Genomic DNA, 15,676 nt, shown 5'->3' on the forward strand with positions numbered 1-15,676 from the left:
GACATATATTCTAAAAATGTCCATTTTTCAATTTATTCGTCTAGTTTAATATACATAAGACAAAGGAGGTTGACAACATGAGCTGGAAAGACTATCCACAAAATATTAAAGTCCGCCTAATTACATCTTTTTTCAACCGGGCAGTAGGCTCAGCAGTTATGCCGTTTATGGCCTTGTTCTTTGCGCTGGAGATGAGCAAAGTCTGGGCTGGGTTGTTTTTAGTCGGCACCGTCATCATCAGCTTTTTTATCAACTTGATTGGCGGCTATATTTCTGACCGCTTTCCTCGCAAAGGAGTTGTCGTATGGACATCGTTGATGAGTGCTTTGGCATTTCTGACGATGACCATCAGCTTAGTGCCGAGCGAGAACCTCATATGGCTTTTTGCGGCTTCCTATATCGGTTTCATCATTTCAAGCAGTCTCGGGAGGCCGGCGATGCATGCCATCATTATCGACTCGACTACCCCTGAAAATCGGAAAGCGGTTTATACGATTGAATACTGGCTAACGAATTTATCGATGGCGATCGGCGCAGCGCTTGGCGGGTTATTATACGTCAATCATCAAATTGAATTATTTGTGCTGCTGACCGTCACATCCATCTGTTTGCCGCTTGCTTATCACCTTTGGTTGATTGATGAACAAAAAAGCGTGCTGAAAAAACAGCATGCCAATGTGTTAGTAGATGTCTTCCAAAATTACAAAGTGGCATTTCAGGATTTGCCTTTTGTCAAAGTAGTGGTTGGATCGATGTTTATCTTCGCTGCGGAATTCTCGTTAAACAGCTATATCGGGGTGCGGCTCGCGGAAACTTTTGAAACTGTAAGTGTCGGGAATTTCGATATTGCGGGCGTCCGAATGCTGAGTATCCTCAATATCCAAAACATGCTGTTTGTTGTCTGCTTTACATTCCTGATCAGCAAAATCACAGACCGTTTTAAAAATCGCAAAGTGTTGCTGGTAGGGCTGATTGTTTATAGCATTGGCTATATCACGGTCACTTCAGCGGACAGCTGGTACATCCTGATTCTTTTTAACGTTATCGCCACTCTTGGAGAGCTGATTTATTCACCGGTGCGGAATACTGAAGTGGCAAATATGATTCCGGCTGACAAGCGGGGCTCCTATTCTGCCTTCTCCAATCTTTCATTCAGTGGAGCCGACCTGATCGCACGCTCCACAATTGTTATTGGCGCATATCTAGTTCCCACAATGATGTCCGTCTATATCGGCATTATTTTGATGATTGGCACTTTCCTTGTTTATACCGGTTTGTTTATCAGAGGGACAAGTACGAAAAGTACGGAAACAACTGAAGCAGTTCTATAAATTTTCTCCGCTCATGCATCCCATATGAGTGGAGGATTTTTATATTTGGCATTAGAGCGGAATGTTAACGGAACATTCTAATAGTTCTATCGGTAACTGGAATTTTTAGGTACAATTAAAGAAGAGAGCCGATGGGAGAAATGCATGTATTGATATTGGAAGCCAATAAAAAAACTGAACTAAAGGAGCAATTATGAAATTAATTTTATTATTCGGACCTCAAGCAACCGGAAAAATGACAATAGGAAAAGAACTTGAAAAAATAACAGGACTTAAACTATTTCATAATCATATGACCATTGAATTGCTGCATCCCTTTTTTGGATTCAGTTCTGAGATGTGGCGTCTGTCGAATCTATTTCGAGCAGAAATATTCAAAGCGTTATCTAAAAGCGAAATAAATGGTATCATTTTCACTTATGTATGGGCATTTGACATGGAAGAAGACTGGAATTTCGTTCGAAAAACATGTGAGATTTTCGAGTCGAATGGCAATGAAGTTTATTTTGTCGAGTTGGAAGCGGAAACAGAAATACGAATTGAGCGCAATAAATCGGCCAGCAGGCTTAAAGAAAAGCCAACCAAACGAAATATTGAAGAATCAGAACGGGAATTACTGGATTCTATGAAGAAATACCGGCTAAATTCGCTGGAAGGCGAAATTGAATATGAGAATTATATCCGGATTGATAATTCCAACCTGCAACCCGATAAAGTAGCTCATCTAATCAAGGAGAAATTTTCTTTTTGACCACTATAAATAACGAAAAAGACCAATTGATATCATACAGCTCAATTAATTAATCTGCTTTCGGAGGAGGTAAGTGCAGTGTTGATCCAAAACGAAAAAATGATGATCCGGAAATTGCAGGAAGCGGACAAAGAAATGATGGTGAAATGGCTGACCGACCCGGAAGTACTGAAATACTACGAAGGGCGGGACAATCCCCATGACTTGGAAAAAGTAGACCGGCATTTTTATCGACAGGAAGATGAGACGACCAGGTGCATCGTCGAATACGAAGAAAAAGCGATTGGCTTTATTCAATTTTATCCTTTGGATCAACAAGACAGAATGGAATATGGATATTGGAATCCGGAAGAAATTATCTATGGTACCGACCAATTCATAGGAGAAGTGGATTATTGGGGTAAAGGTCTGGGGAAACTGCTCGTTAACCTGATTAAAGAATATTTATTATCTGAAAAACAGGCAAATGTTCTCGTAATGGATCCAGAGGTCTGGAACGAACGGGCTATAGCCTGCTACGAGAAATGCGGTTTCAAGAAAATAAAATTTCTTCCGGCGCATGAGCTGCATGAAGGGGAAATGAAAGATTGCTGGCTGATGGAATTTAAAAAAGCTGAAGTTGAAGATTTATGAAGTTCTATATGGATATCTCTTCTTCAATAGGACAGCGGCGCTGAAAACAGCAAAAGCAAGAGCGGCAGAAAGAGCAAGGGCAGCTTGTTCACCATATTTTTCGATGATCAACGAGTAGACAATGGGTGCAATAGCGGACAATAAAAAACTTGGCATGAGCAATTTACCGACAAATGAGCCGTAGGTGGAGTTGTCAAATAGAACAAGCGGCAGAGAGCCGCGGACGATGGTCATCAATCCGTTGCCGGCACCGTAAAGAAACGCGAAGATGAACGCAGTCATAATAAGTTTGCCGCTGAATAAGCCAAAGATAAAGCAAAGGGGCAGCAATCCAGAAGCCCAAATTGTCAGCGTGAAAGGATGCAGGCGGCTTCCGAATAATACCTCAGTCACCCGTGCCAGAGATTGGCCGATTCCCCGCAAAGTGGAAATCCAGACGGAAACAGCTGCCGCGAGGCCGAGGCCGGATAATATGCCAATCATATGAGCGGACATCGCAGAATTCAAAAAGCTAAGCAGAGAGAAAATCAGCGCATAGAGGCTGCCGGAAATAAAGCGTTCACGGCCGGTCAGGTTCATTTTCGGTAAAGCACCTTTATCCGAGCTCACAGCGCTATTGCCTTCTGTGAAACGTTCTTGTGGAATAGCCAAATGCAATGGAAGAGTCAAAAGAGCAAAACCGGCATACACCAGAAGAGCAGCTCGCCAGCCAAATGATTCCGCAAGAAAAAAGCCGATGGGCCAAAATATGGTCGAAGCGAGACCTCCGAGAAGCGTGATTTGCGAAATGGACCGTTTCGCTCCGGAACCGGCAATTCGGACCAATGAAGCGAAAGCAGCGTCATAAAGAGTCAAGCGCATGGCAAAACCCAATACAATCCAGGACAGGTAGTAAACCAAAAGAGACTGGGATAAGGCAATTCCGGAACAGCCGATTGCAAGGAGTATAGATCCTGCAGACATAACAAAGCGCCCGCTGTACTGGTCAATCAGTTTGCCGGTTAAAGGAGAAGTGAGGCCCATGATGAGCAGTGCTGCAGAGAATCCGCCATATACCAAAGTTCTGCTCCAATTAAGATCCCCGGAAATCACTTCCCCGAATGCTGCGATCAAATAATAAGAGATGCCCCAGCAAATCAGCTGGGATAAGCCAAGTAAAATGACGGTTTTCCGAGTTATCATTGCCCAGCCTCCTAATGTACCTGCTACGGCTTTTATTTTAATAAAAGCATAAACAAAAAAATGGAATATGAATACCTGAAAAATCAATTCGTTAAAAATTGCTAAAAAATCCTCGGTTATGCAAGCAATTGAAAGGAGTTTTATAATGGTGCTTATTTGTAAAGCAGAACCCGAACATGTAAAAGGAATTGCCCGGGTTTGCACGGAGGGCTACTGGGCAACCTATAGCGAGATGTTCTCAAAAAAATATATTAAGGCTGTGGTCCAGGAATTTTATAACGAGAAGCGAATATTGAACGAAGTGACAAATAGCGGAAAAGAATGGGGCGGATACTTCGTCGCCCTCGAAGACGGTGAAGTGATTGGAGCCGGAGGCGGTGGAATGATCGCTGAAACAACGGGGGAAGTTTTCGTTCTTTACTTGGACCCCATAAGGCGGGGAGAAGGAATCGGGACGATGCTTTTGGACGCAATAACCCGCCAGCAGAAAGAAGAATTCGGCGCCAAGGATCAATGGGTATCAGTCGCCAAAGAAAATCAAAAAGGCATCCCTTTTTATGAAGCACGGGAATTTATATGCTGCAGTGAACAGCCAGTATACCGTTCCATCGAAAAAGAAAATCCGGTTTCTCTAAGATATTGGCGGCGGCTTTAGAAAAGAAGGGTAATGCTGCACAGGTGAAGAAAACATTAATGTCCTCTTTAGTCGACAGAGTTGGAGATACAGGTTTTTAAGAATTTTAAAGGAGACTAGAATTTGAACAATAAATTAGCTTTTGCGCTGCTGGTCATTCTGACAACGAGTTTAATGGGTTCTTCTTTTGCGGTAGGAAAAATCGGAATGTCCTATATATCTCCTTTATTATTGATTGGCATGCGTTTTACGCTGGCGGGAATATTGATGGGTGCCATCGTACTGATTTTAAAGCGGCCGCATCCGAAAAAACTGAAAGATTGGCTGCGGATTTTATTGATCGGCGCTTTCCAGACAACAGGCGTGATGGGTGCCATCTTTTTGAGCTTGCGGACAATCACGGCCGGAGAATCTGCCATTTTGACTTTCATGAACCCGCTGCTCGTGGTGGTCTTTGGTACACTTGCCCTCGGCATCCAGTACCGGCCCGTTCAATGGAGCGGCGTGCTCCTTGGATTTATCGGAGTATTTGTTACAATGGGCGGACAGCTTCAAGCAGAAGTCGGCACCCTTTTAGGATTTTCAAGTGCGGTTTTTTGGGCAGTGGCCACTTTGCTGATTAAACAATGGGGACAACGCTTTGACATTTGGGTCTTGACCGCCTATCAAATGCTTTTTGGCGGAATCCTGTTGCTGGTGGGCAGCTTGCTGCTGGAAAATACACAGCTGGTGATCAACCCTGCTTCAATTTTTATCGTATTATGGCTAGCTATTCCAGCATCAATTGTCCAATTTGCTGTCTGGTTTTTCCTGCTGCAAAACGGCAACCCAGGAAAAGTCAGTGCGTTTCTGTTTTTAGCGCCATTCTTCGGAATCATTTCCGGTTGGCTATTGCTTGGCGAGGAAATCGGTTTTACTTTGCTTGCCGGCGGCACTATGATTTTCGCTGGGATTTTTTTAGTGAACTGGCCGGATAAGCGAATGGCAGAAGCAATTCCTAAAGAAGGAATTTAATAGGAAAAGCGAGAATTTAATTTAGTGAAGCCATTTAACGATTTTATGGGTGTTCCTATATAATGCAGCAAGCGCTTGTTAAAAAACGGCTTTACTGGCTCATTATCAGATAAGGGAAGGTTCAAGAACGATTTAGAAGGGATGGCTTTTCATGTTTGAATTTGTATTCAGGATATTAGGGAATGCGGTGTTATTCAAAGCCGGGGATAAACTGCAAAACGTTCTTTTAAGCCCTTCGAATTTCGAGAAGAATGTGGAACGGTTAAATGAAGAAGACTGGTTTGCCGCGATTAGACAGGATTTTAGGTATGACCATATCATCCGTTACAATTCGAAAGTGAGAAAATTTCTGGGAGACACCAAAAACACCATGCAGCTTCTTGAATACACAGAAGAACAGGAGAAATTCAGGGATTTTGTACATCAAGAGTATACGAAGCTCATGAAAAAGAAGTAGCGAACAGTCAGATGGAAAAATGGCTATTTAATATAGAAGCATACTCAAGGACTGGATGTGACAGGGATATGGAAACAATAAAAGTAGAAACTTTTTTGCAGGCAGCGAAGAACTATTGCAATTTAATTGAATCGTTAGGCTCTTTAGGCGAAATTGAGAAATTCAAGCAATTACATGTTGCAGTTACTGAACTGTACACGAAAGGCCTTTATCTGCCAGAAGCCGAGCCTGGAAAAGATGATTCTTTTGATATTGATTTTCAACTTCCACAAGTTGATTTTGGAACTCATAATGTCTACTGGGGAGTTTATGATCCCTATCACTCGGATGAGGATTTGGAAGAAATGATGGAAGAGCCTTTAAACGAAACTTTGACTGACGACATACTGGATATTTACAGTGACATCAAACGAGGGTTAATCCTTTATGAACAAGGTGACCATGCCGAAGCAGTCTGGGAATGGAAATACAATTTCGAAATTCATTGGGGCACACATGCAGCCAGTGCCATACGTGCATTGCATTCGGTGAATTATCTTGCATCTTTTTGAAGGTTTATGATATGGATAAAAAAAGTCTGTCTTGAAATGGCGGACTTTTTTATGTCTATGCTCGAAAAATACGTAATAAAAATAAATGTTTAAATTTCAGAAAAAAAGAGTATATAAACGTAGGATAAGGAACTTTAATGGTGATGCCAATTTATAGAATAAAGAGAAAAAGATTTTAGAATTTGAAATCGAGGGGTAGCAGGATGTTATGCAAATACAAAAAATCATATCAAAAGGTCGCAATGGGGTTACTGTCTTTAATGTCCAAAGGGTTTAATTTTAAAAAATTACAGGAGACCATCCAAGAATATGAGCAAAATCCGAATTGGCAATTGTTTCTTTGGAAAGAAGGAGACAATGTAACAGGGCTTGTGGGGATAGAACTGCATGAAAACCATTTTATCCTTCTGCATTTCTCGGTGAATCCGTCTTACCAAGGCGAAGAAACGGCTCAAAGAATGCTGGAGGTTCTGCGTAATCAAATGCAAGAGAAAGAAATGTATTTATCCAAAGAAGCAGCCAGATTTCTTGCCAAAGTCCGAGGGACATCCGATGTGCCGATTCCATATTATAAAGAGCAGGCCATTTCTTGAAGAAGGCGAAGTAATGGAAAGCCGTTCAGCCGAGTGGAAAAGAATAGAGTCAACTTAAAAGCTTGCCGCTAAGGGCAGGCTTTTTGCTGCTTTTAAACAATCTGGCAGTGAAGCAAATATTTACTCTATCAGAGAGGAAAAAAAGCTATAATTGAAGAATGAGATTGGATTCCAAGAAAGTAGATGACCGATGTGACCATACATCCGATGGGAAAAGCATTTATTGTAGGACTGGCTGGAGCTTTATTATTCGAAGTTATTGGAGCTCCGATGCCTTGGCTGCTAGGATCGCTTTTTGCTGTTCTAGCAGTTCAATTTTTTACCCCACTTTCTTTGAAATGGCATCCAGCTTTTCGGAATACGGGGCTGGTGATTGCCGGATATGTAATCGGTTTTGCTTTTACTTTAGAAGCATTGCAAGGAATGAAACAGTATTTTGGAGCCATGCTGCTGATTAATATTGTCTTTTTTCTGCTTTTCCTGCTCATCAGTTTTATCATGGCTGTCCGGACGAAAGTGGATAAAGCCACGGCTATGACTTGCTGCGTCCCAGGTGGAATGTCGCAAATCATCACCTTCGCAGAAGAGCAGAAAGGCGTCGATTTAGCTGCTGTGACGTTTTATCATGTACTGCGAGTCTTGCTGATCGTCGCAATTGTGCCTTTTATCGTTGCAAGTGGAAATTCACCGCAGGCTGGGGAAATCGCTGAAGGCAATTATTCATTTTATCTTTTGGGTCTGTTAGTTCTCTGTTATGTGTCTGGTATGGTATTCAGCAGAATAAAAGTGCCAACAGCTTTTTTGCTTGGCCCCATTTTTTTCATCATGCTGTTGAATATCGTGGGCATCGAAGTACCGCTTATGCCAAGTCTTTTGCTGCATATTGCCCAATTGCTGATAGGAATCTATATCGGTCTTCTTTTAAAGAAAGAAGATATAAAACTGACGCCAAAACTGATTTTTTATTCGTTTTTTTCAAGTGCTGTTTTGATAGCAGTGGCATACGGCATCAGCTTTATTTTACAGGACATATATATGTTAAGTTTTTCCACTAGTTTTTTAAGCGTTGTGCCGGGCGGGCTCGACCAGATGGGAATTATTGCTGCTTCGGTCCAGGCGGATGTCACAGTGGTTACTGCGTTCCAATTATTCCGGATTTTATTTCTTTCAGTTTTTATCGTGCCTTTTGTAAAACTTTTGGCTGGGCGGGAAACTAAAGCAAAACAGAGCGATTTAGCCGATTCAGCTAATGGAAATTAAGCAGAATGCATAAATTGTAAAAATATGGCCTTGACTTGCTTTAGGAACATGATAATATTTAAAACAATTGATTGTGTAAATATAATAAGCAATGTTGAAGATGGTACAGTAATCTTTTCGTGTGCAGCAAGCAGAGACTGGATGAGCGGTGAAAATTCAGGCAGCGATATGGATGAAGTACGCCATCCGTTTTTTCAACTTTTTAATGAAGTGGATGGTTAATAGCCGTCAAATTGGGTGGTAGCGCGGAGAAAACCTTCGTCCCTTTTTTATGGGGATGATAGGTTTTTTTTATTCTAATTTTTTAATTTCAGGAGGAATCATTCATGTTTCAAATTAAAGAAGTTATTTCACCATCAGTCAAAGAAGCGGTCGCATTGATCGTCTCGATTGTTCTGATCATTAGCGTAAGCCTCATCCGATTTGAAGCAGTCCCGCATATTCCGATTCTCTTATCCATCATGTTGCTGTTTTGCTTTGGCCTGTTTAAAAAAGTGCCTTATCACAAACTGGAAAGTGGATTGGTAGCGGGAGCTGGGGCAGGCATGAGTGCCGTCTTCCTGTTTTTCTTTATTGGCATCTTAATCAGTACGTGGATGATGAGTGGGACCATTCCAACACTGATTTATGCTGGCTTTAATCTGGTAACTCCTTTGTTCTTCTTTGCAATTGTTTTTGTTGTCTGCTCGATCATAGGGATATCGATTGGCAGTTCATTGACCACCGTTGCTACAGTAGGAGTTGCTTTTATCGGCATGGCAGCTGTAATGGATATTTCACTCGCAATTACTGCCGGTGCAATTGTTTCCGGTGCTTTTTTCGGAGACAAAATGTCTCCTTTGTCGGATACGACGAATTTAGCTTCTTCAATGGTTGGCGTGGATTTGTTTGAACACATCCGCAATATGGGATGGACGACAGTGCCTGCTTTCATATTGTCTTTAATATTCTTTGCTGTCCTGTCTCCCGATGCATCAATGGGTGAAGTGGATGATGTCGCATTCTTCCAGCAAGGGCTCCTTGAAACGGGGGCTGTTCATTGGTATACAATGATACCATTACTTGCCTTAATCGTTTTGACGATAGGAAAAGTTCCAGCAATGATGACATTGGCCATCAGTTCCTTGACGGCTGTAATCGTTTCTTTTTTCCACCACAGCTATAGTGCTGCTGAAGTTATGGCCGTCTTGTATAGTGGGTTCGTATCTGAAACAGGTGTTACTGAAATAGATGCATTGCTTTCGCGAGGGGGCATGGAAAGCATGCTGTTTACAATTGGATTGGTCTTGCTTGCGCTCAGCATGGGTGGCTTGCTTTTCACATTAGGGATTGTCCAATGTTTGCTGGCGAAGCTGGAAAGCGTCTTGAAAAAGGTTTCTTCTGTCATTGCAGCATCTGCATTTACGGCAATCGGCATCAATATATTGATTGGAGAGCAGTACCTGTCGATTTTATTGACCGGTCAAGCTTTTTATACACAATATGAAAAACTGGGCTTAACCGGTAAAAACTTAAGCCGGGTGATGGAAGATGCCGGAACAGTCGTCAATCCGCTTGTCCCTTGGAGCGTCTGCGGTATTTTCATCACTTCCATATTAGGGGTTTCTACTTTGGAATACTTGCCGTTCGCTTTCTTCTGCCTATTATCACCGATATTAACAGTTTTATATGGCTACACTGGAAAAACCTTGACTTTCCGGAAAGTGGAACCGCAATAAAATTTAATTTTTAAAAAAGTTGCTTGCAGATCAAATGCAGGCAGCTTTTTTGTATTAATCTATTTTAAGTAAAATTTTCGTGTACTTACAAATTGTGCTAAGAAAAAATACTATTTTAAGCTATAATAAAGAGACGAGAATAGAAAAAGGTGGAATTACAATGAACGGAATTTATAGTTTTTCCCAATACATACAGAAAAATATCGACGCGTTGCCCATTGATATCGTCGATAATGTGATCCGCAGAATGGATCTCATAATTTCGGAAGCGGAGAGGGAACAAGCGATTTTAATGTACAATCAGCTTTTGAGTTTTTTTGGAGATCTGTTGGTGAACGAAGATGAAGAGTCGGTTCCAGAGCCATTAATCGAATGGAGTAAAAAGAATGCCGCCATGCAAGTGTCAGCTGGAGGCAGAATCTCTGAAATCGTCATCCGCTATTCTCCTACAAGAGAAATTTTCAATGAACTATTCACTGATATCAGCATAGACTTGGATTTGACCGTTAAGGAATCGGCATTCATATTCAAACGGATTAATACGCTGCTGGATGTCAGTTTGAACGAAACCTTTTTTGCGTTTGAACGGCTTTCTGCCCAGTATCAGGAAGAAACCAAAAAAGAACTGACAAGATTGTCAGCTCCGATTGTTCCTATAAAAGATGATATTGTCGTGTTGCCGCTGATTGGTTTTATTGATGAAGAGCGGATCAAGCATATTATCGACAATGTTATTCCGAGATTAGCAAATATGAATGTAGGACATGTGATTTCGGATTTTTCGGGCCTGGTGACCATTAACGTTCAAGTCGCAGAAGCGATTCATCAAATTGGAAGCACACTTAGGCTGATGGGGATTCATGTGGTTGCGGCCGGGTTGCGGCCAGATTTGGCACAGACGATCATTAAAAGCGGCATAGACATGTCGACAATCGAGTCTTTTGCCACTGTAAAGCAAGCCTTGAAAAGCATCAGCTGAGAAGGAATAAAAAAGCGTGGAATCGATAATGATTCCACGCTTTTTCCAGCTTGTTGAGAAAGTTGAAATTTGTATTAGGTATCATCGATTAACCGATATTCCGCCAACCAGCTGCGCTTGCCGCGGGCGAGCGCCAAGCCTCCTCAGCCGCTTCGCGCCTTGCGGGGTCTCGGCTGTCTCGCTATCCCGCAGGCGTCTCCGCTGTTTGGCTCCATATCTGGAGAGCAGGAAGCAACAGAAGAGAGCTTTCTCAAACAGTCACACTTTTAGAGCGTCTCTAAAGGGGGCAAAAGCGAGCTGAATGCAGCGGAAGGCGGCGACATCTGCGGGAATAGGGCGAGTCCTGAGACCTCGCAGGGAATGAAGGGGGCAAATTACTTTTGCCCCTTTCATTTGCGACGAAGCTAGCGCAGTGATGCAGGAGCACACGGTTTTCGCCAGCGAGCGAGGAGGCTCAGGCAGTCCCCCGCGAAAAGCGTCCGTCCTGGAGCGAAATGGAAAAGGCTGTCGAAAGTTTCTCGACAGCCTGTAAAAAGCGTGGAATCAATAATGATTCCACGCTTTTTCTTATATTTATACTCCGCGTTTATTGCCCCATACAAGTGCGTGGAGCTGCGGCAAGACTTTGGCGTCGTTCATAATCGCAGAACGGATCGACTGGCCAATCAGCCATTCATAGCGCTCTAAAAGAGTAGCCGTCAAATGTGCATCATCGGTTGTTGCTGTGTCGCTGTTGCCTGTCTGTAAAAAGAACGGGACGCCTGGATAGCGCAAGTGGACATCTTCTGCATACTTAAAATCTTCTTCGTCGAAAATGACGACTTTCAAGCTGGCATTTGAGTCGTTCAACTTCTGCAAAAAGCCATCCAATTTCTCAAAATCGCTGACCATGCCAGAACTTGGCGGCTTTGGTGAAATTGTGATGTCGTCAATTTTCGGCATCCAGTCCTGCCAAATCGAGCCTTGTGTTTCTACTCCGACTTTCCAGCCGTTTTCATGGCATAAGTCGACAAGTTCTCCTATTCCTTTATGAAGGGCCGGGTTGCCACCGGAAATCGTTACATGCGAAAATGCTTCGCCACCGATACTCTTCAGCTCTTCAATAATGTCGATTGGCTGCTTAGAAACGCTGCGGCCTGTGCCGTCCCAAGTGAATTTGGAGTCGCACCAAGAACAGGAATAATCACATCCTGCTGTCCGGACAAACATCGTTTTTTGTCCAATGACCATTCCTTCTCCTTGGATCGTCGGACCGAAAACTTCCATTACCGGTATTTTCATAGCAAGTCCTCCTTGCGCGGGCGGTAAACGACATAGCTTGTCGGAGTCTCGCGCACGATGACTTGCAGGCAAGTTGGTTTATTGGCAGTAGCCTGGAGAATATCCTGGATGGATTGCCAAATTTGCTGAGCCAAAAGTTCTGTTGTAGGAAACTTGTTTTCGAATTCAGGATGATTATTCAAAACCGAGTGATCGTATTTTTTATGGATGGCTTTTTTTATGGATTTAAAATCAATCAGAAAACCAATAGCATCCAGTTCATCTCCGCCGACTGTGACATTGACGAAGTAGGTATGCCCGTGCATTTCCTTACATTGCCCGGCGTCTTCGCTCGGGATAAAATGCGCTGCCGAGAAATTCAAGTCTTTGTTCAGTTCAAAACGGAATTCATGTGGAACTGCTGGATAGAATTGCTGCATCATACAGGTTCACCTGCTGACTTCCGCGCTTTGTATACCGCAAGTCCTTCGTTGCGTAAGACGCATGCCGGACACTCGCCGCAGCCTGTACTTGGAACTCCGTTATAGCACGTCAAGGTTTTGTCTTGCACAAAGTCGAGGGCATCCAATTCATCTGCGAGTTCCCACACTTCCGACTTATCAAGCCACATTAATGGCGTATGAATGATGAATTGTTTGTCCATCGCGAGGTTCAATGTCACATTCAGCGATCTGATAAATGTATCGCGGCAATCCGGGTAGCCGCTGAAATCTGTTTGGCTGACTCCTGTGACTAAATGCCGTGCGCCGATGGCATCTGCATAAACAGCTGCAAATGAAAAGAATAAATGATTTCTGCCTGGCACGAAAGTTGATGGCAGTTCTCCTTCTTTTGCCGTCACTTCAATGTCATCACGGGTCAGCGCATTAGCTGACAGCTGATTGATCAACGTCATGTCGAGCACTTTGAAAGAAACGCCGAGTTCTTCTGCAATTTTTCGTGCACATTCAATCTCAGCTGAGTGGCGCTGGCCGTAATCGAATGTCACCGTGGCAACTTCGCTAAAATTTTTCAATGCCCAGAACAGGCAAGTGGTACTGTCTTGGCCGCCGCTGAAAACGACAACCGCTTTTTCTTTTTTCAATTAAAACATCTCCTTAGTTTTTTAGAGAGGGAGTTTGCGAACCTCTTTTTCGACCACTGTTAATAATAACATAGAACGGCAAGGGCAATAGTAATGAAAGCAAATTTGAATAGTGCCATTTTAAAAAGTTTCGGAAGGAAAAAACAGCCAATTGTCGAATGATAAAAAGAAGAATCAAGGAAAGGTTTGATTGGAAGTTGAAAATAGAATACGAAGATTTTTTCAGGAATATCCCTCTGCATAATTTTCCAAGTAAAACGATTATTGGAATTGATGGATTAAGCCGGTCAGGCAAAACCACTTTTGCCGGCGAATTAGAGAAGTATTTAATAGGCGCCGGTATTTCTGTTCAGGTATTCCACACCGATGACTTTATTGTGGAACGCAAGCGGCGCTATGGCACAGGGTTGGAAGAATGGCAGGAGTATTATTTTTTGCAATGGGAAGCTGAACATCTGGCCGAGTTTTTCTTTGGCAAATTGAAAAGCGCTAATTTTCTGGAGCTGTGGTATTACGATACTGAAAAAGACAGCCATAGTTTAAAAACCATTGACCTTCCAGATGAAGGAGTCGTTTTGATCGAAGGCGTATTTCTGCAGCGCAAAGAATGGAGGAACTTTTTTGATCAAGTGGTGTACTTGGAATGTTCGGCAGAAGACCGCTTTTTCAGGGAACCTCAAGACATGCGAAACAAAACCGATTTGTTAAAGCGGCGCTATTGGAAAGCGGAAGCCTATTATGAAGAAACAGTAAAACCCGCAGAACAGGCTGATTGGCTGTTTGAGAATGCCGTCAGAAAGATAGGAGATTTCAAATGACCAGCATGGTGAAAAACAAACGAATGATTTGGATTTTAGTGGCGGTGGCTGCGGTTGTGGTCGGAGTGCTTCTTGTTTTCTTGTCGCGTGACAGCAATGAAAAAGGTTCAACCGAAATGGGCGCGAGCGCGGACTACAACATAGACCTTGAACTGGATGAGCAGAACCGGTTTCACATCAGCACAGAAATCGAAGTGTTAAATGAATCAGAAGAAGCTTTTGAAGACCTCGGTTTTTATCTTGTGCCCAATGCCATTAACTCACAAGAACTTTCAGAACTGGCGCAGGAAGCAGCAGAAATAGCCGTCAATTCAGTCAAGCAGGGCGATAGAGAATTGGCTTATAACCTAGAGAATAATGAGCTGCTGATTGAGTTGGAAAATGCTTTGGAACCTGAAAACCGCCAACAAGTGGTGATTGATTATACATTGCAGATTCCAAGGGACGGCATGCGCTTGTCCCAAGTCGGTGATAATTACTTTCTAGCGCAATGGTATCCGATGCTGGCTCAATATGACAATGGATGGGATATTGAGGACTTTGATATGCTCGGAGAATCTTACCATACCGGCTTCGGCAATTTTGAAGTGAGCTATAGTTTGCCTAAAGAGTATTTCGTAGCCAGTTCGGCCATCGAAGGAAACATTGAGCCAAGTTCCTCGGGAACCGTAAAAGGAGAGCGCATCAAGGATTTCTATGTGGCTTTTTTGAATACGGAAGAATGGCTGCATGAATCCGTACAAGCAAACGGCACGGTATTGCGGCTGTTTACGCCGATTGACCAAGACTTTCTTGACGAAAATATAGTCATGGCGAAAGCAGCTTATACTTTCTTCGAAGAAAATATCGGGGACAACCCGTTTCCGGAACTTGATATCATTGCAAATGACGGTTATATGGAATATCCGAACGTCATAGAAGTGGCTAAAACTCGCGATGCCCTTGACGAAGTATTAGTCCACGAAATTGCCCATCAATGGTTTTATTATATTGTCGGCAATGACCCGTACGAAGACGCTTGGGCGGATGAAAGCCTGACGGAATTTGCGGCATCCATTTTTTTAGCGGATTACTATAATGATGAACAGTACGGCTTTAGTTCAGCCCAAGACTTCGCTGCTTCCTACCCAACTGCAAACTATGTGAATTTACCGCTGGAAAAGTTCAATGAAGGGTCATATGCTTCCACTGTATACGGGGAAGCGCCGCTATTATTGCGGGATTTTTTCAATGAAAGAGGCGGCCAGGAAGAAGCGCTTGAATTTCTTTCCGCATATTATCAGGAATTTCAATTCAAGAATGTCAATACGCCTGAGTTCAAAGAGTTTTTTATAGACTATTATGGGGAAGAGCAGAGAAAATTTTTGGATAGCTGGCTGAAATAAATTAG

General features: G+C 42.8%; 17 protein-coding genes and 1 riboswitch. Of the genes, 13 read left to right on the forward strand and 4 right to left on the reverse strand.

Annotated elements, in window-relative coordinates; genetic code table 11:
• Positions 1-77 precede the first annotated feature (77 nt).
• The 3 genes from QWY16_RS07095 (at position 78) to QWY16_RS07105 (ending at position 2,715) form a co-directional block, all read left to right on the forward strand.
• On the forward strand, positions 78-1,331 hold the full coding sequence (locus QWY16_RS07095) for an MDR family MFS transporter (protein ID WP_300992265.1): 1,254 nt from the start codon (positions 78-80) through the stop codon (positions 1,329-1,331).
• Between the two features lie 193 nt (positions 1,332-1,524).
• Positions 1,525-2,082 (forward strand): AAA family ATPase, encoded by a 558-nt coding sequence (locus tag QWY16_RS07100; protein ID WP_300992266.1) that lies wholly within the window; start codon positions 1,525-1,527, stop codon positions 2,080-2,082.
• A gap of 78 nt (positions 2,083-2,160) precedes the next feature.
• A complete protein-coding gene (locus QWY16_RS07105) occupies positions 2,161-2,715 on the forward strand; it encodes a GNAT family N-acetyltransferase (protein WP_300992267.1) in 555 nt (184 codons plus the stop codon).
• Here QWY16_RS07105 and QWY16_RS07110 read toward each other — a convergent pair.
• Complete coding sequence (locus QWY16_RS07110; RefSeq protein WP_300992268.1) at positions 2,710-3,897, reverse strand: MFS transporter; 1,188 nt, start codon at positions 3,895-3,897, stop codon at positions 2,710-2,712. The two genes, QWY16_RS07105 and QWY16_RS07110, sit on opposite strands and share 6 nt — an antisense overlap.
• Before the next feature lie 145 nt (positions 3,898-4,042).
• On the opposite strand from QWY16_RS07110, the gene QWY16_RS07115 reads away from it, so the two are divergent.
• From QWY16_RS07115 to QWY16_RS07150, 8 genes are all read left to right on the forward strand, one after another.
• A complete protein-coding gene (locus QWY16_RS07115) occupies positions 4,043-4,552 on the forward strand; it encodes a GNAT family N-acetyltransferase (protein WP_300992269.1) in 510 nt (169 codons plus the stop codon).
• A gap of 102 nt (positions 4,553-4,654) precedes the next feature.
• Positions 4,655-5,545, forward strand: coding sequence for a DMT family transporter (locus QWY16_RS07120; RefSeq protein ID WP_300992270.1), 891 nt, complete (start codon positions 4,655-4,657; stop codon positions 5,543-5,545).
• Positions 5,546-5,696: 151 nt separating this feature from the next.
• Entirely contained in the window at positions 5,697-6,002 is a 306-nt protein-coding gene (locus QWY16_RS07125; RefSeq protein WP_300992271.1) for a hypothetical protein, read from the forward strand.
• 68 nt (positions 6,003-6,070) lie between these two features.
• Complete coding sequence (locus QWY16_RS07130; RefSeq protein ID WP_300992272.1) at positions 6,071-6,553, forward strand: DUF5063 domain-containing protein; 483 nt, start codon at positions 6,071-6,073, stop codon at positions 6,551-6,553.
• 203 nt (positions 6,554-6,756) lie between these two features.
• Positions 6,757-7,146 (forward strand): GNAT family N-acetyltransferase, encoded by a 390-nt coding sequence (locus QWY16_RS07135; RefSeq protein WP_300992273.1) that lies wholly within the window; start codon positions 6,757-6,759, stop codon positions 7,144-7,146.
• Between the two features lie 192 nt (positions 7,147-7,338).
• Positions 7,339-8,406 carry an AbrB family transcriptional regulator gene (locus QWY16_RS07140; protein WP_367281335.1) on the forward strand — a complete coding sequence of 356 codons (1,068 nt, stop codon included), beginning with the start codon at positions 7,339-7,341 and terminating at the stop codon, positions 8,404-8,406.
• 326 nt (positions 8,407-8,732) lie between these two features.
• The gene (gene nhaC / locus QWY16_RS07145) at positions 8,733-10,124 is read left to right on the forward strand and encodes a Na+/H+ antiporter NhaC (protein ID WP_300992274.1); all 1,392 of its coding nucleotides are present in this window, start codon (positions 8,733-8,735) and stop codon (positions 10,122-10,124) included.
• A gap of 160 nt (positions 10,125-10,284) precedes the next feature.
• Positions 10,285-11,103 carry an STAS domain-containing protein gene (locus QWY16_RS07150; protein ID WP_300992275.1) on the forward strand — a complete coding sequence of 273 codons (819 nt, stop codon included), beginning with the start codon at positions 10,285-10,287 and terminating at the stop codon, positions 11,101-11,103.
• A 573-nt stretch (positions 11,104-11,676) separates the two neighbouring features.
• Here the strand turns inward: QWY16_RS07150 and queE are convergent.
• Genes queE through queC form a run of 3 tightly spaced genes read right to left on the reverse strand, consistent with a single transcriptional unit; the run spans position 11,677 to position 13,468 of the window.
• Positions 11,677-12,384 (reverse strand): 7-carboxy-7-deazaguanine synthase QueE, encoded by a 708-nt coding sequence (queE, locus tag QWY16_RS07155; protein ID WP_300992276.1) that lies wholly within the window; start codon positions 12,382-12,384, stop codon positions 11,677-11,679.
• Positions 12,381-12,806 carry a 6-carboxytetrahydropterin synthase QueD gene (gene queD / locus QWY16_RS07160; RefSeq protein ID WP_300992277.1) on the reverse strand — a complete coding sequence of 142 codons (426 nt, stop codon included), beginning with the start codon at positions 12,804-12,806 and terminating at the stop codon, positions 12,381-12,383. The genes queE and queD overlap by 4 nt, the downstream gene beginning before the upstream one ends.
• Positions 12,803-13,468: a 7-cyano-7-deazaguanine synthase QueC gene (gene queC, locus QWY16_RS07165; protein WP_300992278.1), complete on the reverse strand. Its 666-nt coding sequence runs from the start codon at positions 13,466-13,468 to the stop codon at positions 12,803-12,805. The genes queD and queC overlap by 4 nt, the downstream gene beginning before the upstream one ends.
• A 7-nt stretch (positions 13,469-13,475) precedes the next feature.
• Positions 13,476-13,519: riboswitch (PreQ1 riboswitch) on the reverse strand.
• Between the two features lie 107 nt (positions 13,520-13,626).
• Between queC and QWY16_RS07170 the strand changes: the two genes are divergently transcribed.
• A complete protein-coding gene (locus tag QWY16_RS07170; RefSeq protein WP_300992279.1) occupies positions 13,627-14,286 on the forward strand; it encodes a kinase in 660 nt (219 codons plus the stop codon).
• Positions 14,283-15,671 carry a M1 family metallopeptidase gene (locus QWY16_RS07175; protein WP_300992280.1) on the forward strand — a complete coding sequence of 463 codons (1,389 nt, stop codon included), beginning with the start codon at positions 14,283-14,285 and terminating at the stop codon, positions 15,669-15,671. Before QWY16_RS07170 ends, QWY16_RS07175 begins: the two co-directional genes overlap by 4 nt.
• Positions 15,672-15,676: the final 5 nt, after the last annotated feature.

The organism is Planococcus shenhongbingii (assembly GCF_030413635.1).
In the GTDB taxonomy this organism is placed as follows: Bacteria; Bacillota; Bacilli; order Bacillales_A; family Planococcaceae; genus Planococcus; species Planococcus shenhongbingii.

Coding starts and splice junctions, on each gene's coding strand:
- QWY16_RS07175 (WP_300992280.1), top strand. CDS start 14,283: ATGACCAGCATGGTGAAAAACAAACGAATGATTTGGATTTTAGTGGCG.
- QWY16_RS07100 (WP_300992266.1), top strand. CDS start 1,525: ATGAAATTAATTTTATTATTCGGACCTCAAGCAACCGGAAAAATGACA.
- queE (WP_300992276.1), bottom strand. CDS start 12,384: ATGAAAATACCGGTAATGGAAGTTTTCGGTCCGACGATCCAAGGAGAA.
- nhaC (WP_300992274.1), top strand. CDS start 8,733: ATGTTTCAAATTAAAGAAGTTATTTCACCATCAGTCAAAGAAGCGGTC.
- QWY16_RS07135 (WP_300992273.1), top strand. CDS start 6,757: ATGTTATGCAAATACAAAAAATCATATCAAAAGGTCGCAATGGGGTTA.
- QWY16_RS07150 (WP_300992275.1), top strand. CDS start 10,285: ATGAACGGAATTTATAGTTTTTCCCAATACATACAGAAAAATATCGAC.
- QWY16_RS07125 (WP_300992271.1), top strand. CDS start 5,697: ATGTTTGAATTTGTATTCAGGATATTAGGGAATGCGGTGTTATTCAAA.
- QWY16_RS07115 (WP_300992269.1), top strand. CDS start 4,043: ATGGTGCTTATTTGTAAAGCAGAACCCGAACATGTAAAAGGAATTGCC.
- QWY16_RS07130 (WP_300992272.1), top strand. CDS start 6,071: ATGGAAACAATAAAAGTAGAAACTTTTTTGCAGGCAGCGAAGAACTAT.
- QWY16_RS07095 (WP_300992265.1), top strand. CDS start 78: ATGAGCTGGAAAGACTATCCACAAAATATTAAAGTCCGCCTAATTACA.
- QWY16_RS07170 (WP_300992279.1), top strand. CDS start 13,627: ATGATAAAAAGAAGAATCAAGGAAAGGTTTGATTGGAAGTTGAAAATA.
- queD (WP_300992277.1), bottom strand. CDS start 12,806: ATGATGCAGCAATTCTATCCAGCAGTTCCACATGAATTCCGTTTTGAA.
- QWY16_RS07110 (WP_300992268.1), bottom strand. CDS start 3,897: ATGATAACTCGGAAAACCGTCATTTTACTTGGCTTATCCCAGCTGATT.